This is a genomic window from Aestuariivivens sediminicola (genome assembly GCF_022662015.1).
Classification (GTDB): domain Bacteria; phylum Bacteroidota; class Bacteroidia; order Flavobacteriales; family Flavobacteriaceae; genus Aestuariivivens; species Aestuariivivens sediminicola.
Genome location: NZ_JAKMCM010000005.1, coordinates 89,497 through 111,398, shown reverse-complemented (window position 1 = coordinate 111,398; position 21,902 = coordinate 89,497). Strand labels below are relative to the sequence as shown.

Sequence of the window (21,902 nt, the reverse complement as noted above, 5' to 3'; positions counted from 1 at the left end):
AAATTCTAAATCTTTGAAAAGTGATGTTTTTTCAAGGAAATTTTGATTTTACCTGTCTTCCTTTCAGTCAATTTATAATAGGTCCAAATCATACTGTTTCGTACTCCCGACCCCTTCCTAAAGTAGATTTTGACAGGGCTACATCTAATTAACCTAAAAGCTTATATTAAGAGTGTTTTTGAGCCTTTAAGCGACCTATCGATTCCTTGTATTTAATAACAATTAAATACAAATTCATTCATTTTTATACCAAATCCCTCCACCAATACCCACAATATTATTCTTTTATTTAACCATGGAACGTCTTGTGACTTTAAGAATATTAGTTAAATTTAAAAAGGGTAAAAGCTTAGATATAGAAACATAACGAGTTGGCAACACTAATGGCATTTGATTATTATGATAAAAAATCGAGTTAATTCAATCGAAATCAACAAAGACGAATTTAGAAAAATAGGATATCAATTAATAGATGATATTTCTGAGTTTATATCTACAATTAATGAAAACCCTGTTACATTTAACAAAAGTCCAAGTGAATTACAGAGCCTATTAGGAAACACCTCTTTGCCTGAATATGGTAGACCTGCGGCTGAACTAATAACGAGAGCAACCGATTTACTACTTCATAATTCTCTATTTAATGGTCATCCTAAATTTTTAGGATATATAACGTCATCTGCTTCCCCGATTGGGGCTCTGGCCGATTTGCTCGCTGCATCTGTGAATCCTAATGTGGGAGCACATATTTTGAGCCCAATGGCCACCGAAATTGAAAAACAAACAGTCCAATGGCTGGCTGAATTCATCGGTGTTTCTCCGAACTATGGTGGGATATTAGTAAGTGGTGGAAATATGGCGAATTTTACGGCCCTTTTAGCTGCCAGAACAGCGAAAGCTCCAAAAAGTATAAAAGAAAATGGCCTTTCAAATATAAATAAGAAACTATCTGTTTATTGTTCGAAAACAACACATACCTGGATTGAAAAAGCTGCAATTTTATTTGGTTTAGGGTTAAAATCTATTCGTTGGATAGAGACGGATTCATCCAATAAAATGAATAATCAGGTCCTTGAAAAAACAATTATAAACGATATCGCAAATGGTTACAACCCTGTAATGGTCATTGGCACTGCCGGTGATGTCAGCACCGGTGTTGTAGACGATTTAAAAGGCATTTCAGCCATTTGTAAAGCGTATAATTTATGGTTTCATATCGATGGAGCCTATGGTGCTCCCGCTGCGGTAGTCCCAAAATACAAGGAGGTATTTGAAGGGCTTTCGGAAGCTGACTCTATTGCTCTTGACCCTCATAAATGGTTATACAGTCCCCTGGAAGCCGGTTGTACTTTGGTTAAAGACCCGAAGTATCTGATAGACACCTATAGTTCGCATCCAGAATATTATAACTTTAGTACTAGTAAAAATGAAGTTGCTCAGAATTTTTATGAATACGGACTTCAAAACTCTCGTGGGTTCAGGGCGTTAAAAGTATGGTTATCACTGCAACATGAAGGACGGAATGGTTATGAAAAACTTATAAGTGAAGATATTGAACTATCCGAATTATTGTATGAACTAGCAGATAAGCATCCCCAATTGGATGCGGTTTCTCAAAATTTAAGTATTACCACATTTAGGTATAATCCGCTTAATCAAAAAGCAGATAATGACTATTTAAATAAATTAAATGAAGCTTTGTTGAATGAATTACAAACTGGAGGTAAGTTATTTCTATCAAATGCTATTGTCAATGGCATGTATTGTTTGAGAGCCTGTATTGTTAATTTCAGAACTTCGAAAAAAGATATTGAAGAAATTATTGATATCACAGTTAAAGCAGGTAATAGAGTCCATCTAAAATTATCTGAGACAGAAAATGCATAATCAATGATGACCAACTATTAAGCAATGATAAAATTCTTTAGATTATCGAAACGCAATTTTGCAAAGCAAAATCAAAGGTCTTGAAGACCTTTGGTTGAGATAGCCGCTTGCGGAAAATAAAAAAAGATAATATTATGATTAAGTTTTTTAGAAGAAGACGCCAGCGATTACTCTCTGAAAACAAGTTTAGCAAATACTTGGTTTACGCTGTTGGAGAAATTGCCCTTGTAGTTATAGGAATTTTAATTGCCTTACAGATCAACAATGCAAATGAAGATAAAAAGGATCGTGTTTATGAAAAGAAAATGTTAATTGAAATTAAACATGCTTTGGAGAAGGATGTTGATTATTTCAAAAATCACCTGGTCGGATCTCGATTGCAAAAAATACAAAACGCTGCTTTATTCTTCGAAAATTATCTTATATCGGATTCTATTAACAGGGATAGTATAAATCATCATTTCAATGGTTTGACAACCGGTTTTCATTTAACCTATAACAATGGGCCTTATGAAGCTTTGAAATCAACGGGGATTGACAGGGTGAGCAATGATTCTTTGAGAAATATGATAATTGATTTATATGAATTCGAATTGCCCAAAGCAGCCGGAATAATAGAAATAACTATGGATAACTATTTTGCCGAGAGTAAAAAGCTTGAAGAACAATTAAAGGATGATTTATCCGTAGAAATTAAGAACGGAGAAGTAACATACCTTTATAACCGAATGAAAGATGTAAACCTTAGAACAAATCCATCCTTTTTGGAATTACTTTCCTGGGGATCTTCGAGTTCCAAATCTGTGATCAATTTCTTTGATTCAATAGTCCCTCAAATGGAAGAGCTAATTATTACACTGGATAAAGAGTTGAAGAAGAAATAACGAAAATGTGACCCTGGATAAAATTAATCGCCTGTGAAATGCTGAATCAAAAATGGCAGACCCAAGATAGTTCGATTCCTATTCCGGCTAATCTTAGCGAACTTTACAGGAATGGGAAATCCATAGAAGCCGTTGGTCTAAAATGGGCAGTTGCATGAGAACCCGATATTAACGAAGTAATGCATAAATTAATTTTTTTATTGGCCTTTAGTATTGGAATGCAATTTCATATGCATGCACAATCGTATTTTAATTCCGATACGGTTAAGCGCATCGTGTTTTTAGGAAACAGCATAACCTATCAAGGTCACTATATAGAGCTTATAGACGCCTATTTCTCAATCGCTTACCCTCATGATAACTTTGAATTTATAAATGTAGGTTTGCCCAGTGAAACGGTATCGGGGCTGTCTGAATTGAATCATGCCAATGGAAACTTCCCACGACCCGATTTACATGAACGACTAAAACGTGTCCTTAAGCTATTAAAACCGGATGTCGTATTTGCCTGTTATGGAATGAATGATGGTATTTATTTACCATTCGACGAGAAACGCTTTAAGAAATTCAAGAAAGGCATGAATTGGCTTCATAAGGAAGTAGAAAAATCAGGTGCCGAAATACTCCATATCACCCCAGCTGTCTATGATGAACGTAAAGGCAAAGCGTATGCAAACGTCCTTGATATGTATTCCGATTGGTTGTTAAGTAAGCAGTTCACCCATGGATGGCAGGTCATAGATATTCATTGGCCAATGAAAAAGCAACTCGAAACATCTCGTGAATTAGATGCAACATTTGTATTCGCTAAAGATGGTATTCATCCGAATGAAGAAGGCCATTTTTTAATGGCAAGACAAATTTTATTATCTCTGGGAGAAACTGCTCTGGAAAAAAGAAAAGACATCAATAGTTTTCTTTCGTTACATCATCATGGCATGGAGATCTTAAAACTTGTTCAAAAACGCCAACGAATGACAAAAGATTCATGGTTAACCTATATAGGTCATAAAAGGCCTAACATGACAGAAGGCTTAACCCTGGAGGAACTCCAAACGAAGTCGAAAGCGATTAAGCAACAAATACAATTGTTATTAAAGAAAGAATAAATTGAAATACTTAATTGTTATATTGGTCCTATTTAGTACTATGAGTATGGGGGCACAACTAATTTTCGATTTTAATCCGAACGCAGATATTAAAAAATGGGTGATTGTCGATGATGTCGTTATGGGCGGAGCCTCGGCAGGAACCTTTGGGCTAAACCCTGATGGCCATGGTGTTTTTGAAGGCAGCATATCATTGGATAACAACGGAGGGTTCTCTATGGTGAAGTACCCCTTTGAACGTACCCCAATTTTGAATTACACAAAAATTGTACTCCATATTAAAGGTGATGGCAAGCGCTATCAGTTTCGAATAAAATCCACTTCTCAAGATTATTATGCCTATATAACGTTTTTTACAACTTCCGGAGATTGGCAGGAAATAGAAATCCCTATCAACGACATGTATCCTTCTTTTAGGGGAAGACGCCTGGATATACCCAATTTTTCAAAACACTATATTGAAGAAGTCGGGTTTTTGATTGGTAACAAAAAAAATGAACGGTTTAAACTCCTGATCGATAAGATAGAATTGCGTTAACGGAATGAAGCAGAGCAATGTAGTTCTGAACATAATATTCAAATCAATCATCAGATGAACTATAAAAAATACATCAAAGACGCTATCCCGGTTTCGGAAATTGGTCTAGGCGCCTGGCAATTAGGACAACATTCGGATTGGAAAAGTATGGCGGAACATGACGCCATTAAACTTGTTCATAAATCCCTGGATTTGGGTATCAATTTTTTTGATACAGCTCCAAATTATGGCTTCGGTACGAGTGAAGAAAGATTGGGAAAAGCATTCAAAGCCAAAGACCGAAGTAAAATTGTTATCAATACTAAATTTGGCCATACCCATACCGGGGCTTTAAATTTCAGTTCTGACCACATCAGAGCATCTTTAGAGGGAAGTTTAAAAAGACTTCAAACAGATTACGTTGACTCACTTATTATTCATAATCCCCCTTCTACCTATTTTGACGGAAATAAAAACGACCATTACGATATACTGGAGCGGTTAATTGAAGAAGGGAAAATTAAGGCCTATGGTGCTTCTCTCGACACCTACGAAGATATGAAGCTGTTAATGGATACCACACATGCAAAAGTTATTGAGGCTTTCTTTAATATTTTTCATCAGGATACCCGGAGAGGGTTTGAAATTGCAAAGCGAAAAGAGGTCGGTATTATTGTTAAAATTCCATTAGATTCCGGATGGCTAACCGGAAAATATAATGCCCAAAGTAAGTTCACTGATATTAGAAGCAGATGGTCTGAAGAAGATATAAAAATTAGAGCTCGTTTACTGGACCAACTAAAGTCTATTGTCGGAAATGAAAAGCATCTCGCGCAATATGCAATTGCATTTTGCCTTGGTTATGACGCTGTATCAACCGTCATCCCAGGTAATTTGAACATCGAACAGTTGACACATAATGTAGAAAGTACAGCGATTTCTATTTCACCTCGTCTCAGAGAAAAACTTGAAAATTTCTACCAATCCGAAATTAAACATCTCAACCTGCCATGGTAAGTCATACATTTAAAACTCAGCATTGCCGGGAACGACCTATACAATCGGAAGTGCCTGTAGGTGGTTTCACCTCACAATCTAACCGATGGTTTTTAGAATGTATTAAACAAATGAGTAGTGCGAATCGTGTATTTAATGCAACCCGTTCTGAAGATTTTATCGCGGACAAAACGGGCCGGATTGATTGGCTATTATCCAATGCGTATCCTTGAAAGGATAACATGGAATATGATTCCTTCACCAATAATATAGATGTCCCTGTTTTGGGTCAGGCCGGAAAAAAATTAGAACAATGAACAGAAGAAAGATCTATTTTTTCAGTGCTCTGATCGTAACGTTGAGTACTCTCCTACTTTTGGCCACGGGTTCCTCACTGCTTACAATGGAAATAGACCCAAACAAATCAATTCCTTTCGGAACGTTTTTAACATGGGCCGGGATGATGGCATTACCACTAAGCCTGTATTGGGGCATTAAAGAGCTCCGAAAGCCGACTAAAACACCTAGCCGATTGCTCTCTGCAGGTATTAAAATCCTGATTCTATTGGGAATTCTTTGGGTACCCATATCCTATTTACTTGCGGGTAATCTTTCCTTCTCCTTTTCAGAAAAAGACTCATTTCAGGGTGGACAAGCCGCGATGCGATGGTTCTGGCGATTGAGCTATGGCATACCAGCTGGGGTACTTATTACAGCATTACTCTATTGGATATCGCTGCTTATAAAAAAAGACCCTGATAAGAACCAATGATGTCATCAATAGAGTAGAAATCCTTCTACTAAGTAAAACAAAGTCAATCAATTTGTAAAATGGATTAAAATTTAGATTCTTCTTTGTTATTCGAAATAATATTCACTTTTGAGCGCCAATTAAATGATGAAATAAGTTGGTGACATCACAACAAGTTAATGCGCCCATCACCGTCTTTCTTAAATATTTGTAAATTTAGCCTTGTTAGAAATCATTTCCCCGTGATTCTATGAAGACACCGGCGTGATGAACTCAGGATGGCGACAGCAGATCATAACACCACCTATTAGGAATTTATAATATTATTTTAATGACCCGGGATGTAATTGATATCAATGATTTTACCATATTGGTTGAGACTGCCTTCTCCAAAGCGGTCGTAAAAGACACTTGCAGATTTGATGAACCGGTCATCGCAGTCGCATTTTATGGGGCGGGAAATGTCGATTTAGAAATGCGTTATCCAACAGGAAGACGCCTATTTAATTACACTAAAGGTCTTGCCCTTTCTTTTTTTGCAGACCAACATGTTGATTGCATTCATACCGTTTCAAAAGACAATCCTCTGGAATGTATTGTCATAGCAACTGCTACAAGAAACCTGCAACATCTTCCCAATCAAGAAGGGGATCTTTTTTCAGAGCTTTTGGATTCATTAGTGAACCCGAAAGATCATTATGTTGAAGGACCAAGTTTCTATATGACTCCTGAAATGCATCATATCGTTGATAGCCTTTTCAACATTAAATACCAAGGTAAAACCAAAATGATGTTCTTTAGAAGTCAGATCACTGCATTATTATCACATTTCTTTGGTCAATTGGCGTTATATGAAACTAAGGAATTCAAAACGGCAGACAGGCAGCGTCTTGAAAAGGCAAAGGCGATATTATCCAATAATTTGGATAATCCCCCTTCCTTAACTGAATTATCTCAGGAACTCGGTTTAAACACCACCAAACTTAAAAAAGAGTTCAAAGAAGTTTTTGGACTGCCTGTTTTTAAATACCTGCAAAATGAAAGACTAACTACAGCCCATGACCTTATCCGGAATAAAAAAGCGACCGTTCAGGAAGCTGCATGGCATGTGGGTTATGATAGCCTGAGCTCTTTCTCCAATGCCTTTGCTAAAAAATTCGGATACAGACCCAGTCAGATCAAGTAGCTCATCTTTTCGAACAAATCATACTTCTTTTTGAATAAACAATTGCCAAGGGACTGATTTAGTTTTGACTTGTGATTTTAAAACAAAAGACATGAAAACTATCAGAGCAATTTTAATCGGCGTAGGAATCTGGGGTCTTGCTGTAAGCTGTTATACCCTTTCTTTCCAATTCCAATTTCACGAGGATCCCAATCAACAAGCCAATATGGTTTTATTTACTGTGGTCATCCCACTGGTATGGCTGGGTGCAGCCATCTACTATAATAGAGGAAGTCATATCCATGGTGCCTTTGTTGGTCTTATATTCCTTCTCGTTGCAGCACTTTTAGATGCTGTCATTACAGTTCCCCTTTTTATAGTTCCAAACGGTGGAAATCATTACACCTTTTTTACAGACCCGGGATTCTGGATCATCGCACAGGAACTTATCGGTGTCGCCATTCTTTACTACTACATTATGGTGTATAACAAAACAATAACCCTTAAACAATAATGAAAATGGACATCAATTTAGAAACAGTGGTACTATTCATCACGATCATCTTAACGGGTCTTACGGCAGGTTTGTGTTTTACCTGGACCAATGCAGTAACCCCTGGAATCGGACAGCTGGAAGACTTAAATTTCCTTCAGTCATTCCAGCAGATGAACAGAGTAATACTTAACACAACCTTTATGATTGTGTTCTTCGGACCCTTCTTCTGTAACACCGTCCTTATTTACCTCAAATTTCAGAATCCCGATAAAACATTCTGGATTTTCGTGACGGCAGCACTATTATTTATCCTTGGGGTCGCTTTTGTGACTGTATTTAAGAATGTTCCGTTAAACGAGATGCTTGATAAGACGGATCTGTCCGTTACCTCTGCCGAAGAACTTAAGGCCCTTCGTCAAAAATTTGAACAGCCATGGAAGCAATGGCATATGGTTAGAACGATAAGTTCCATTGCATCCTTCGTCCTACTGCTTATTGGTCTCCTATTAACCAATCAATCATCATAACCACATTTTAACAATTAAAATACACATCATGAAAAACAACATTTTAGTCATTGGAGGAACCGGAAAAACCGGAAAACGTATTGTACATCTTTTAAATAAAGCAGGTCACAATGTAAGAATCGGGTCCAGGGATGGAAGCCCGGCATTCGACTGGCACAAACCCGAAGAATGGCCAGCAGCGGTGGAAGATATGAACGCCATTTACATCACCTATCAGCCGGATCTCGCAGTACCTGGAGCACTGGAAGCTGTTGAAAGATTGGTGAAGGTTGCCAAGCGAGCCGATGTAAAAAGGCTTGTATTATTATCCGGAAAAGGAGAACGCGAAGCACAATTATGTGAACAGGTTGTCATTCACTCCGGATTAGAACATACCATTGTACGAGCAAATTGGTTCAATCAGAATTTCAGCGAAAACTTTTTGTTGGATGGCGTATTGGAAGGTCATGTTGCCTTACCATTTGCCGAAATGAAGATCCCATTCGTTGATGCTCAGGATATTGCTGAAGTTGCTGCTAAGGCATTAACAGAAGACAACCATAATGGTGAGATCTATGAACTTACGGGACCTGAAGGGCTGACCTTCGAGGAAGCTGTTAATTTAATTTCCACAGCTACAGGACGAGAAATAGAATTCACAGGAATTAGTATTGCGTCCTATGTTCAGGCCATGAGACAGAAACAGATTCCGGAAGATTTTATATGGCTCATCGAATACCTGTTCACCGAGGTCCTGGGGAATCCCGATAACTCGGTAATTACAACGGATGTTGAGAAGGTGCTCGGAAAAAAACCTGTTAGTTTTAAAGAATACTCCGAAAAAACAGCCGCCGCCGGAGTATGGAATGTCCTTTAAGATCAGTCTCTAAAATTAAAAGGAACTATTAATACCTTTCGAAATGTAAAGCACCCAGACCTTTCAATTGAGATGACAGATGGCCTTATGATGAGATCGTCAATAATACGGGAAAACAACCTTTTGATAGCGTAAAATCCGCTTCAAAATACCCTTTTAGTCACAATTTCAAAATGTAATCCAGGCGCAAAGACAGAAGGAAAAATCCTTATATTAGAAGAGGCATTAAAATCATTTTCAGTCCAGTAAAACGCCAATAGCTGGAATGACCATAATGCTATGTAGTTATGTGATATGCCTCCATAAAAATATTTCAGAACAGCTCAAGTAAGGCAAACTGATGGCGGTAAATCACAACCGTAATGGTTAGGAACAAATAAAACGAACAACATGAAAGTTACAGCTGAACATAATGAACGCATCAGGAAAATGCCATTTTCCTCGGTTTACCCACATTACCTGTCAAAGGTGGAAAAAAAAGGAAGGTCTAAAGAAGAACTCCATCAGGTGATAGCGTGGTTAACAGGATTTGATGACAACAGATTACAGGGGTTAATCCGTGAAAAAGTAACCTTCGAAGCCTTTTTTCAACAGGCAGATCTACATCCTAACGCACACCTTATCACGGGTGTGATATGCGGTTACCGAATTGAGGACATTGATAATGCGTTGACCCGGCAGGTGCGGTATTTGGACAAGCTTGTCGATGAATTAGCGAAAGGACGTAAAATGGAGAAGATATTAAGGGTAGAAAGAAACATCTCATAAAATAAACAACTTCACATCCATACCCAAACCAAAAAGGTCCAATGCATTGAAACCTTAATTAGTTAATATGGGCATCTATGTCAACATAGGTTGGCAAAGAGGGCATAAAGTATATCTGGTCTATTTAATACCAAGCAGTTTATTAAATGTTTTTAATTCCCACTGATAAAATTTACAAAATTTCTCCTTGATTAAATTCAATGTTTTACGCATGGTATAGGTTCTTTACAAGATAAGTTTAGTCATTAGACATAAAACTATTGGTATTGTTACAATTTTTATAAGATTTTACACAGATTTACCCCCATTTAAATGTTAAAGCTCAACTTTTTCTATCGCATATGAAATAAATTAATGGGTGCTAGATGCAGAGAAAAAATTCATTATTAGATGCACGTATTTAAATTTTCCTTCCATTTAAACGATCAAACTATTAAATTGATTTCTGAAAAAACTATATTTTTGAAGACCTGCATTACCAAGTGGGATAACTGTCAAATTAAATCCTTATTGCTTTAAACCAGATAAACCTTATCGTCTTAAAATTTTTCCCATGAAAATATACGCAACACTATTCCTCTTCCTGATACTTTTGGGGAGTTGTAAAAACAGGTCCAAATCGGAGGAATTCTTGAGTCAGAATAACAATTTAATAATAGCTAATACGTTTCTAGATGCTTTTTATTCTTTTAACAAGGAATCATTGGATACCATTCTATCTAAAGCTGACTCATCCCGATTAAACATCCTATTCTATCAAAAATGGGCTGAATGTGGTCATTATAAAGTAATTACTCGAGATAAGTGCATTCAAAAAAACGATACGCTTTTGGTCTGTCCCGTAACCGTAAAAGACGATTTGATCGGAGCACTTCAACTTGATCTTCATGTTACAGATACCTTTCATTTAAGCTTTGTCGACGGATATATAAAATCGGTGAAAACTTCTTCCAATGACCCGGACCTCTTTTATGAAGCAAAGCAATGGGTACGAATGAATTTAGCTGAATTAGTTAAGGAACCTTGTAATCGCAAGAAAAAAGAAGGCCCTACACCATGTGAATGCGTTCAGGCAACAGTTCAAGGATTTTCTGAGTTCATAGCCGTAAATAAGTAGATCTAATTCAAACTTTAGTTCTCCAATTCCGATCTAAAGACAGATTTGGCTTGTTCGACCTTTTCAAAAGAAAATTCAGAAACAATTTCTGCTCTAGAAAAAGCCTGTCTCAAGGCGTCTTGTTCCTCCTGAGTAACTTTAGTTTTTCTTACGTAAACTCTTAAATCATCAAATCCCCTAAGTAGATTCTGTAAGGAATTATGAGTAATACTCGTTTCATTTAAATTAACGGATTCCAGGTGTTGGTGTTTTGCTAAAAATGCCGTCACATGTCCTAACTGTTTATTTTTACTTAAATCTATTCGTGTGAGATGTTTCATAGGAACCATGACTTCTAAAAAGTCGTCAGTAAGATTGCAGTTCATCAATTGAAGAATGGTCACATGATCTGAAATTTTATTGAGCAATTCAATATTCTCGATGCTTAGAGCATCGTTCTTGAATCCTACATCTAATAAATAGTTTGTCTTACCAAGGTAATTTACCCTAAAACCCGAATTACGCAGGCTTTCCAATAGGCTTTCATCAGGTTTTTCAACATTTATCCTATCGTAATAGGGCTTTGGACTGTAATCCAAATCATAATCGCGATTCATTAATGCGATCAATTCCTGAGTCATTGTTTCCGTATGAAATACTGCGAGACTATCTGCTCCGTTTTCAATCCAATATTTTAGGATTTGTATTTCGGTATATCCTAATCCTGCTCCACTTGGTGGCATTACCTTTTCATGATTTACAGGTAAAGTCACTCTGGTATATAATTCACTTGTGTGGAGATTTCCTGCACTGATTGGTCTGTGGTGATCGGATTCTTGAAATAGGTTGTTGTAGCCTTCAAGGATCAAACCTCCCCTGTTATGTTTGGCGTTATGACATGTCGTGCATTTGTTATCAAGAATTGGTTGAATAATATGCGTGTAAATATGAACAGAATCAGGGTGCATTTCATTGATGACTGAAACTCCCAAATCGTCCTCACTCTTTAAAAATTCAGGTCCGTATTCCACCAAATAAGAAGCCCCATGGGTAAGCGTACCCCCAAAATGACCTGTTAACGCAGTCAACAAAATTGCAATAGTTGAAAAGCCAAATTTTAGTCTTGCCTTGGCTTCAGGTGCTTTCAACTGATAGATGATAACAGCTAGCATGACTAGAAGGGTGACTATTCCTAAATTCCTGTGATCATTCAACGGCTCAATCCCATAATCGTTACTAAACGACAGTAACCACCCTGTCACAGCAGCCATAAAGCCTGACAAAAGACCAATACTGTATATTAAAAGTATGACTTTTCGTGAGTTAACAATGTTCCGATAACCCAATTGAAATAGGATTTCAAAACCATATCCCAAAATAAATATGCCAATGGGCAAATGAACAATAAGAGGATGAAAACGGCCAAAAAAAAGATTCCAATCCATCAGCTCAAAATACCTTTTACAAGCTTCCCATGAACATCCGTTAAGCGAAATCTACGCCCCTGATATTTATAAGTTAGCTTTTCATGATCTAATCCCATAAGATGTAATATAGTAGCATTTATATCATGAACGTGCACCTTGTTTTCAATGATATGATATCCAAAATCATCAGTAGCACCGAAGGTAAGTCCTTTTTTTACTCCAGCTCCGGCCATTAACATGGTGTAGGCATCCGGGTGATGGTCTCTCCCAAAATTATCCTTGGTTAACTGGCCTTGTGAAAAGCTCGTTCTTCCGAACTCCCCTCCCCAGATAACTAATGTGTCTTCCAAAAGTCCTCGTTGCTTAAGGTCCATAATTAAAGCTGCAGACCCTTGATCAACATCTTTGCAGTTTTTCGGGATCTGTTTTGGCAAATCACTGTGATGATCCCAACCGCCATGATATAACTGAACATATCGAACACCGCGCTCAATCAACCGCCTTGCCAACAAACAGTTACTTGCAAAAGTTCCGGGCTTTTTGCTGTCTTCGCCATATAATTCATAAATATGCTCAGGTTCTCCTTCAATATTCATTACTTCCGGCACAGATGTCTGCATGCGAAAGGCCATTTCATATTGAGCCATTTTTGCTTTTATACTTTCATCTTCCCAAGTGGTATAGTTCTGATTCTGTAACTTTTGAAGATGATCCAATTGCCCTCTTCGAATGGCTTCGGTAACTCCTGGTGGATTATTTAAAAACAATACCGGATTTTTACCACTTCTGAGCTGTACGCCCTGATGTTCGGCTGGTAAAAAACCACTTGAAAGCAATCTTGAAGAACCTCCTTCATTTCCCTTGGTCATTAAGGCAATATAATTAGGGAGATTTTCATTTTCTGAACCAAGTCCATAACTTATCCAGGCACCCATGGTTGGTCTTCCAGGGATTTCTGAACCGGTGTGCGTAAACATTTGGGCCGGTTCATGCTGAACAGATTCTGTAAACACGGAGTTGATCATACAGAGTTCATCAGTAATTTGTGCCATGTATGGCAAAAGGTCGCTCATCCACATGCCGCTCTGTCCACGCTGTTTGAACTCATAAAGCGGCCGAACAATTGGCTTTGTGGCTTGTGCTGCCGCCGTTGCCGTTACCCGTTCTCCCATGACGCTTTCAGGCAATTCAACACCATGCATTTTTGTCAAAATAGGTTTATAATCGAATAGATCCAATTGTGAGGGTGCACCGATCATATTTAAAAAAATAATGCGCTTTGCCTTCGGTGCAAAATGAGGTCCAACTTTTGAGTTTAAGGTTCCTCCAAATGCACTTAATGGATGGATTAGTGACGCCAAAGATATGGCGCCAAGACCTAAAGTGGACTTACACAGAAACTCCTTACGGCTTATTGGATGATGATGGTGGTGATCATTCATATCATTTATCGTTTCATATAAGATTCGTCAAAATTGAATATGGTGCTTACTACTAGAGCCATAGCTGCCGTCTTTTCTTTCGATAAATTATCGTCAAACGGTCTCTCTCCAACGGATAAAATTGAATCCGTAAGGACGGGTTCATTCTTAAATTGCTTTAAGGATTGTTCATATTGATCTTTTAACACGTTCAACTGCTCCTTATTCGGTTTAAGACCGGTAGACCGTCTGAAGGCCGATGTGATCTGGCGGGTTACATTATCTGGAAATTCCTTTTGCAGATGTTCTGAAAGCACTCTTGATGCCTCTACAAACTGTGGGTCATTCAAAAGAGTTAGTGCCTGGAGTGGAGTGCTGGTGGTATTGCGTCTTACTGTACATATCTCCTTTGACGTGGCATCAAAATTAATCATGGTTGGATGCGGTGCAAATCGCCTTGAAAAGGTATAAAGACTGCGTCTATATAAATTACGTCCCTTATCTGGCACATAGGTCTTCAATTTTTCAGAGGCCATCCCAACTTCTTTCCAAAGCCCTTCGGGCTGATACGGTTTCACACTTGGGCCTCCTATTTCTTCAACCAATAATCCGCCTGCCTTCAAAGCATTGTCGCGAATCATTTCTGCCGACCAACGATAAGATGGACTTCTGGCGAGATATATATTTGCCGGATCTGATTCCCGCAAGCTTTCAGGACAGAAGGAGGTTTGCCTGTAAGTATGCGACATGACCATTTGCTTTATAATATGCTTTATATCCCAACTGTGATCCTTGAAATCTACGGCAAGCCAATCTAACAGCTCAGGGTGGCTCGGTCGTTCTCCCTGGCTTCCGAAATCCTCGGCGGTTCTGACTAATCCTCTGCCAAAAATCATCTGCCAGTAACGATTGACTGCTACACGAGCAACAATGGGATTACTGTCATCAAAGAGCCAAATGGCAAGCCCGAGTCTGTTCTTCGGTAAATCATCACGGTATGGAAGCACTCTATCGATTCCACCAGGCGCAACCACCTCCCCATGCTGGTTGTAAATTCCTTTCTCTAAAATATAGGTCTTACGTGGTATCTTCATTTCCTCCATGACCATCAACTCGGTCGCGCTGTCCAGGACTTTACTCATCTCAATCCTTGTTTTGCGGATTTCCTTTCTTTTTGCAGCGAGATTTTTATCCTTCAAAAACCAATATTCCTCTTTTATCTCTTCAGAATTCGGGTCAATTTTAGCCTCTCCAAGTATAGCCATTTCCCATTGTGATAACTGACGATCATAAATTCGAACGTCATCAATGGCGCCTCTAAATAATCCGAGATCTTCAGTCCATAATCGATAGCTTCTTCCAACTCTCAATGGAATTGAATCCGGTTTCATTTTAAAGCTTACAGGAATAATCGATCTTTTTAATTGATCAAAATTAGTTTGCGTTTTAACTTTTTTACCATTTATAAAAACAGAAATGCCTTTTGAAGATTTGCTGCCATCATAGGTTAATCCGACGTGTTGCCATACATTAGCTGGAATCGTAATTAAAGAACTCACTGAACAAACCTCATCGGGCAAACGATTAATAAGTCTTACCCGAACATGATTAGTAGAGTCTAATGCCAGTTCCCAACCACGATGAAATTGAAATACCGTACCTGAATTACCGATAATGGTTTGAGATGATCCTATGGAATCTTTTTCAGTTGAAATCCAGGCACTGACACTAAAAGGGTCATAATGTTCGAACTCACCCATATTTCGAAGCGATATCTCATCATATTCTTCATTAAAGTAAGCTGCCTTACCATATTTCCCCTCGGCAAGTGTAATTTTTAAATTGGCCTCTGCTTCCTTGTTACCATCAAGCATCTGTAGTTCCTTAAACTCTTTCTTTTTTTTCTTCTTTTTGTCCTTATCCTTCTTATCGTCTTCCTTTTTCTTTTCCTTGATCTCCTTTTTATAAGGTTTTACACTATTAAATGCATAGTACCCAACAGGTTCTGAAACCATTGCTTTTGGAAGGGGTTCATTATAGTCGTGAGCTTCAGATTTTCTTCTTTGAAGTGCCTTTTCTTCTTCCTTGAGAGAAGCCATGTAGGCATTGATTTTGGATTTCTCCTCGTCATTAAAAAGAAGAAGTGTTGGCGCCCTATCGGAATCTGCAGGCGCGAGACCGAATTCCATAGTATTGTTAAAAAAGGCAGACATCCCATAGAATTCCTTTTGTGTAATAGGATCAAATTTATGGTCATGGCACTTTGCACATTCAAGGGTAAGTCCGAGAAGTGAAGTTCCCAAAACTCCTGTCCTTTCATTAACATATTCAATTCGGAATTCTTCATCAATTGAGCCTCCAGAACCCTCCAACGGGTTCATTCTTACAAAAGCTGTTGCTATTCGCGATTGTTCATCCGCATCCGGAATAAGATCACCGGCGAGTTGGTGGGTGATAAAGGTATCATATGGCATATTGTTCTGAAAGGCGTTTATAACCCAGTCACGAAATGGCCATGAAGTTCTATAACCATCAAATGACATGCCATGGGAATCTGAATAGCGGGATACATCCATCCATTCTTGAGTCATTCTTTCAGCAAAAGCATCAGTCAATAACAACCGATCTACAATCTTTTCAAAAGCATCCTCTGAAGCATCATTCAAAAAGGCATCGATTTCCTTTTCTGATGGAGGTAAGCCTGTAAGGTCCATGGTAACTCGTCTGATTAAATGTTCCTTATCAACTTCCGGTGATGGCTGAAGATCAAGCTGCTCCAAATTACTTTGAATAAAATAGTCGATTTCATTATGTCGCGGCCAATCGTTTGTTAACTTTGGAACTGCAGGTCTTTTTAAAGCGAGAAACGACCAATGCTCCTTCCATTGAGATCCCTGCTCAACCCATTTTGCAATCATGGCAATCTCACGTGCGGACATGGTTAGCTCAGAATCAGGCGGTGGCATTATGATATTCGGATCATCGCTCATTACCCTATGAATCGCTTCACTTCGGCGTAAACTTCCTTTTACAAATGCGTGATTACCGGATTCCAGTCTTTTAAAGGCTTCTTCTTCAATATCTAATCTGAGCCCGGCCTTTCTTGTATTATTATCTGGTCCATGACATGTATAACAGCGGTCTGATAGTATGGGTTTAATATGGAAATTATAATCAACAACATCGGGAAGGGACTCATAAGCCTGAACAACTTCTTTAGGTAAAGATCTGGAGCATCCAAAATTCAACCATAGAAATATTACGGGTGTAAAGAATTTCAATCCCCAAGATCGAGATCGTATAATATGAGTTAACTTAAAATCCAATAAATTGATTAATTAGCTGAATTAAAGATAGTTCTTTTTTAAAACAATCGAAAGAAATATTGATTACTGATAACAGCCCTTATTCTACCGGGAGTTGAATGGATTAAATTCTGAAAAATAAATTTTAGCTCAAGAATATTGATTAATTTTAAAAGTGTAAATAAGACTCCGTTTGTTAAAGGAAAAATTGTTTGCAAAGCACCTGTTTTATATAATTTTTGACTTCCCTGTGACACCAAACTTTAAATTGAAATTCAAAAGTGCTGTTATTCTGTTTTGCGGAAGTGTCATCTTATGTCATGCCCAAACCCTGAGAAACCCCTTCAATTACCCTAAAAAGATAGATTATGCCGATGAAGTTGTATTTCGAACCACAATGGATACGACTAGAAATCGATTTGAAAAGATTGTGATTAATGGTTCTGATTCAAAAGTGCCGTTTTTTCACTATATCAATAAAGACAACAAAAACAGGTTTGTTTTTGTTTTAAACGGTATCGGCTCTTCAAAAGATGACTGGCGGACACCAAATGCTGATGGGAATCTGGTGGATTCCCTGGTCAATCTTGGTTATGATGTGATTATACCCGATGCCAGGTACCATGGAGAACGCAGTTATGAGTACAACTTTCGCCCGGCAGATGTACTTCCACGAGGAATAAGTCATGGTAAACGGCATGAAGACGCCAATGGTCTTTATCAGGTGTACAATAGTACGATTAAAGATTTGCGAATTATTATGGACTTTCTTGAAATGAAATATACCAGCACTGATCTGCAATTTGATTTCATAGGATATAGTATGGGCGGTGCCATATCATTAATCCTAAATGCCATAGATAAACGCGTTAATAGTGTCGTAGCCTTTGCCGCACCAGTCAATGCACCCCTTGGTTCGGCACTTGAGGCAAAAAACTATATTTGGCCGGGTGACATAATGAATAGATTAAAGGATGTAACACCTAAATTTTACAGTCGATTTATACATGCTCCAACTTCTTTGCTCATGGGAAGAACCGATCCGATCACCTCCGAGCAAGCGGCAACAGAATTCTATGATAATATTCCCTTAAAAGATAAGAACCTGAAATTTTATGAAGCGGGCCACGCCCTTCCCGCAGACTATATCAATGACGCAACGGAATGGATAACCATGCATAACAAAAAATAATTGGTGTACGGGAAATTTAAAATGGATCATTTGGCCCACTCCAATTGCGCATTAGTAGTTCGGATTAGTAATAAAAAGATATGTTCATAATAACGATACTTATTCATTTTCCTAAACCCCTTCTTAATTTTAGTATCTTAGTACATATTGTAAACACGAACCATTAACAACTTTATCCTTATGAAAGCAAATAGTCGTTTGGCCTCATTCTTCATTCTAATAGTACTTGCGTTGGTTCTCATCGGATGGGTGTCTTCAGATAACACCTCCAATAGGCGTTCGGAAAAAAATATAACCGTTTTATTGAAATTTAAGGCCCAACCTGAAAAAGGGGAGCACGCTGTTTCAGAGTTTGTGAAGCTTCTCGATAAAGTGAAAAAAGAGCCTCATTTTGTAGCCATTAAGTTACATGTCGATCCAGAGGACAATACAAACATCTTATTGTATGAAACCTGGGAAGACCAGGCTTATTACACTACCGAGCACATGAATACAAGACATTTGCAGGCCTTTATGGAAGATTCTAAAAACTTCTTGACCGGACCACCGGATGTATCATTCTGGAAAGTTGAAAATGTATTTAAAAAATAATTCTAACCAACTCAGGACAATGATTGTTTTAAGGTTCCCTGAGAAGCGGACTGAAACTGGATGATAGCTTATACCCCAATTAAAAAAGAGTATATTAGCTTAGTTTAAAATAAACTTCAGGTTATGTTTATAGTTGAAATTATCGAAAAAAATGTTCAGCAAGATGAAGGGATTTCCTCAAAATTTATCTGTGTTAGCATGACCTGCTCTGTGCTTTCCCTATGATTAGCTTCTTCATTATAATTTACCTGCTGCTAACACTGGGTATTGGATTTTGGGCTTCGAAAAAAATTAAAACATCGGATGATTTTACCCTTGCCGGAAAGAATTTATCCACTTCGTTTGTCGCCATTACACTATTCGCCACCTGGTTTGGGAGCAGTCAGATTATGGGTAACCCGAGTTACTTTATCCGGGACGGATTTTCATCCTACGTCACACTCATATTATCAGGGGGCATTTGCCTGATTATTGTCGGTCAGTTCTATGCGCGTAAATTATATCGAATGAATTTGGTGACCGTCAATGACTTTTTTAGAATACGCTATAACAAACCCATCGAGATCACCTCCTCGATTTTAATGATATTGGCCTACCCACATTGGATCGCTGCGCAATTCGTAGCACTGGCTTATCTGTTTAACGCGGTTATCGGTATTCCAATTGAATACGGCATTTTTATCGGAGCTTTAATCGTTGTGATTTACACGTATATCGGTGGTATGTGGGCCGTGGCTTACACCGATATGATTCAGAGTATCATGATCCTGTTGGGCTTGATTATTCTCCTCGTGGAACTCTTGAATCGAACCGATGGACTGATGCCAATTTTTGAAAATCAACCTGAACCTTTCTTTAGTCTTATTCCAACAGGAGGGGTTGAGGCCTGGTCGGACTATATTGCCCTATTGCTGGCTTTTGTAGTTGGAGCCATTCCGGTTCAGGAAATTTATCAGCGTGTGTTTTCTGCCAAAAATGAGCGTGCCGCTCGAAACGGTCTTTTCTTCGGAGCCCTGCTCTTAATTGTCATTACCAGTATTCCTATGATCATTGGTTTGGGTGGGGTTTATCTGTATCCTGAATTATTGGGTAATCGCGATAACCAGGACATCATACCGACATTGGTCAATACCATGACGAGTGTCCCTGTGCAAATCCTTTTTTATGGGGCCCTCATCTCTGCCATTCTGAGTACTTCCAGTGGCGCCATGCTTGCCCCTGCAACAGTGATTGGTGAGAATCTGATAAAACCCTATGCACACAAACTTACCGATAAACAATTGCTGCTTTACACAAGGTTAAGTGTTATTCTGGTGGCTTTAAGCTCCTGTTATTTCGCGTTCGATGATACCGATATTGTTGGTTTGGTCGAAGCCTCTCTCAGTTTAATCCTAGTTTGCTTATTCGCACCTTTTACCTTCGGTCTGTTTTGGAAAAAGGCCAATGTGACCGGTGCTTGGTTGTCAATTGGTATCGGGGGTTTAACGTGGTTGTTGTGCTTTATTTTTAATACGCGAATTGACCCTACCATTTATGGAACCATAGCAAGTTGCCTGAGTATGGTTATTGGCAGTTTCATTGGCCATCACATTAGCACTGCGCAGCGAACAAGTAATCCATAATGACAGTGTTAAATATGAGAACACTGCACCCAGGGAAGCCATGATGCCTCCTGAGTGATACATTTAAGTTAAAAATTCACTATTTTAGTAACTCCCCCGTCAAGCCTGAACGCCCTCGTTATGGTTCGTTTAAAGACTAACTTCAAAAATAGGAAGACATGAAAAATTTATCGGCCCTTTCAATGATTATACTGTGCATCGCCATGAGTTGTATGAATCATCAGAATAAGCATGATCACAATGCTGAGAAGAGCAGTTATTGGGATTATTCGACCAGTGATGATCAGGCTACAGGAGGGATAAAGATGGTTCCAATTGAAACTGAAAAAGGCACCTTTAAGGTTTATACCAAACGCATGGGTAACAATCCTAAAATGCGGGTCTTGCTGTTACATGGTGGTCCGGGCGGTACGCACGAAGAATTTGGGAATTTCGAAGGCTATCTTCCAAACGAAGAAATAGAATACATTTATTACGACCAACTGGATTCCTATTACAGTGACAAACCCAACGATACGACCCTCTGGACTACTGCACATTTTGTTGAAGAAGTAGAACAAGTACGAAAAGCACTTAACCTTAACCCGGATAATTTTTACCTTCTTGGTCAATCCTGGGGAGGCATTCTGGCTATGGAATACGCCCTTAAATATCAGGACCATTTAAAAGGTCTGATCGTGTCCAATATGGTAGCAAGCGTTCCGGAATACAATAAATACGCTCAGAATGTTTTAGGTCCGCAATTACCGGAAGACGTTTTGAGAGAAGTTAAAGAGATGGAAGCGAATAAGGATTATGCCAATCCGAGATACGAAGAACTATTGATGGAGCATTTTTACACAGAACATATCATGCGTAAGCCCCTAGAAGAATGGCCTAAATCGGTATTTCTCCTGTTTGAGCATTTAAACCCTGATATTTATGTCTATATGCAGGGGCCAAGCGAATTTGGTATTACAGATGAGGCTACGCTAAGTGATTGGGATATTTCCGATAGACTCAAAGAGATTACGGTGCCGACATTAATGCTTGGAGCAAAGTACGATACCATGGATCCGAAATACATGGAATGGATGGCAACGGAGGTGCAAAACGGCCGTAGTGTTACAACCAATGGCAGTCACTTATCACAGTTTGATGACCCTGACACCTATTTCGACGCGGTGATTACATTTATTAAGGATGTAAACTCCGGGGCCTTTAAATAAGGGTACTATCCTCCTGGTGCACATAAATAGTATAATCTGTTTAATTACAGATATGCAAGACCAGAGCTCTGGGTAATGGTATAG

At 38.5% G+C, this 21,902-nt stretch carries 20 protein-coding genes; 17 read left to right on the top strand and 3 right to left on the bottom strand.

The annotated features are described in order from the left end of the window. Positions 1–399 precede the first annotated feature (399 nt). From MR041_RS12060 to MR041_RS12000, 13 genes are all read left to right on the top strand, one after another. Entirely contained in the window at positions 400–1,887 is a 1,488-nt protein-coding gene (locus MR041_RS12060) for a pyridoxal phosphate-dependent decarboxylase family protein (RefSeq protein WP_242094276.1), read from the top strand. Between the two features lie 134 nt (positions 1,888–2,021). Next, entirely contained in the window at positions 2,022–2,771 is a 750-nt protein-coding gene (locus MR041_RS12055) for a DUF6090 family protein (RefSeq protein WP_242094274.1), read from the top strand. Positions 2,772–2,950: 179 nt separating this feature from the next. Continuing rightward, positions 2,951–3,880, top strand: a complete 930-nt coding sequence (locus MR041_RS12050) for an SGNH/GDSL hydrolase family protein (protein ID WP_242094272.1) — start codon at positions 2,951–2,953, stop codon at positions 3,878–3,880. A 1-nt stretch (position 3,881) separates the two neighbouring features. Further along, a complete protein-coding gene (locus MR041_RS12045) occupies positions 3,882–4,418 on the top strand; it encodes a CIA30 family protein (protein WP_422613576.1) in 537 nt (178 codons plus the stop codon). A gap of 54 nt (positions 4,419–4,472) precedes the next feature. Then, positions 4,473–5,414 (top strand): aldo/keto reductase, encoded by a 942-nt coding sequence (locus MR041_RS12040; protein WP_242094270.1) that lies wholly within the window; start codon positions 4,473–4,475, stop codon positions 5,412–5,414. After that, a complete protein-coding gene (locus MR041_RS12035; RefSeq protein ID WP_242094268.1) occupies positions 5,408–5,626 on the top strand; it encodes a hypothetical protein in 219 nt (72 codons plus the stop codon). Before MR041_RS12040 ends, MR041_RS12035 begins: the two co-directional genes overlap by 7 nt. Before the next feature lie 80 nt (positions 5,627–5,706). Further along, positions 5,707–6,165, top strand: coding sequence for a hypothetical protein (locus tag MR041_RS12030; protein ID WP_242094266.1), 459 nt, complete (start codon positions 5,707–5,709; stop codon positions 6,163–6,165). A gap of 310 nt (positions 6,166–6,475) precedes the next feature. After that, complete coding sequence (locus tag MR041_RS12025) at positions 6,476–7,330, top strand: helix-turn-helix domain-containing protein (protein WP_242094265.1); 855 nt, start codon at positions 6,476–6,478, stop codon at positions 7,328–7,330. 91 nt (positions 7,331–7,421) lie between these two features. Further along, a complete protein-coding gene (locus tag MR041_RS12020) occupies positions 7,422–7,823 on the top strand; it encodes a DUF5367 family protein (protein ID WP_242094263.1) in 402 nt (133 codons plus the stop codon). A 5-nt stretch (positions 7,824–7,828) separates the two neighbouring features. Next, positions 7,829–8,332, top strand: a complete 504-nt coding sequence (locus tag MR041_RS12015; protein ID WP_242094261.1) for an anthrone oxygenase family protein — start codon at positions 7,829–7,831, stop codon at positions 8,330–8,332. 28 nt (positions 8,333–8,360) lie between these two features. Then, complete coding sequence (locus MR041_RS12010; RefSeq protein ID WP_242094259.1) at positions 8,361–9,188, top strand: NmrA family NAD(P)-binding protein; 828 nt, start codon at positions 8,361–8,363, stop codon at positions 9,186–9,188. A gap of 390 nt (positions 9,189–9,578) precedes the next feature. Continuing rightward, a complete protein-coding gene (locus tag MR041_RS12005) occupies positions 9,579–9,956 on the top strand; it encodes a DUF2200 domain-containing protein (RefSeq protein WP_242094257.1) in 378 nt (125 codons plus the stop codon). Between the two features lie 553 nt (positions 9,957–10,509). Beyond that, positions 10,510–11,073: a hypothetical protein gene (locus MR041_RS12000; RefSeq protein ID WP_242094255.1), complete on the top strand. Its 564-nt coding sequence runs from the start codon at positions 10,510–10,512 to the stop codon at positions 11,071–11,073. Between the two features lie 14 nt (positions 11,074–11,087). On the opposite strand, the gene MR041_RS11995 is transcribed toward MR041_RS12000, so the two are convergent. Genes MR041_RS11995 through MR041_RS11985 form a run of 3 tightly spaced genes read right to left on the bottom strand, consistent with a single transcriptional unit; the run spans position 11,088 to position 17,181 of the window. Next, entirely contained in the window at positions 11,088–12,497 is a 1,410-nt protein-coding gene (locus tag MR041_RS11995) for a DUF2231 domain-containing protein (protein WP_242094253.1), read from the bottom strand. Continuing rightward, a complete protein-coding gene (locus MR041_RS11990; protein ID WP_242094250.1) occupies positions 12,497–13,921 on the bottom strand; it encodes a DUF1501 domain-containing protein in 1,425 nt (474 codons plus the stop codon). Before MR041_RS11990 ends, MR041_RS11995 begins: the two co-directional genes overlap by 1 nt. Positions 13,922–13,926: 5 nt before the next feature. Next, positions 13,927–17,181: a DUF1553 domain-containing protein gene (locus tag MR041_RS11985; protein WP_242094248.1), complete on the bottom strand. Its 3,255-nt coding sequence runs from the start codon at positions 17,179–17,181 to the stop codon at positions 13,927–13,929. 217 nt (positions 17,182–17,398) lie between these two features. Between MR041_RS11985 and MR041_RS11980 the strand changes: the two genes are divergently transcribed. The 4 genes from MR041_RS11980 (at position 17,399) to MR041_RS11965 (ending at position 21,818) form a co-directional block, all read left to right on the top strand. Continuing rightward, positions 17,399–18,397 carry an alpha/beta hydrolase gene (locus MR041_RS11980; RefSeq protein WP_242094246.1) on the top strand — a complete coding sequence of 333 codons (999 nt, stop codon included), beginning with the start codon at positions 17,399–17,401 and terminating at the stop codon, positions 18,395–18,397. A gap of 180 nt (positions 18,398–18,577) precedes the next feature. Continuing rightward, positions 18,578–18,988: a putative quinol monooxygenase gene (locus tag MR041_RS11975; protein ID WP_242094244.1), complete on the top strand. Its 411-nt coding sequence runs from the start codon at positions 18,578–18,580 to the stop codon at positions 18,986–18,988. A gap of 221 nt (positions 18,989–19,209) precedes the next feature. Beyond that, positions 19,210–20,610, top strand: a complete 1,401-nt coding sequence (locus MR041_RS11970) for a high affinity choline transporter 1 (protein WP_242094242.1) — start codon at positions 19,210–19,212, stop codon at positions 20,608–20,610. Positions 20,611–20,768: 158 nt separating this feature from the next. Continuing rightward, positions 20,769–21,818, top strand: a complete 1,050-nt coding sequence (locus MR041_RS11965) for a proline iminopeptidase-family hydrolase (RefSeq protein WP_242094240.1) — start codon at positions 20,769–20,771, stop codon at positions 21,816–21,818. Positions 21,819–21,902 lie beyond the last annotated feature (84 nt).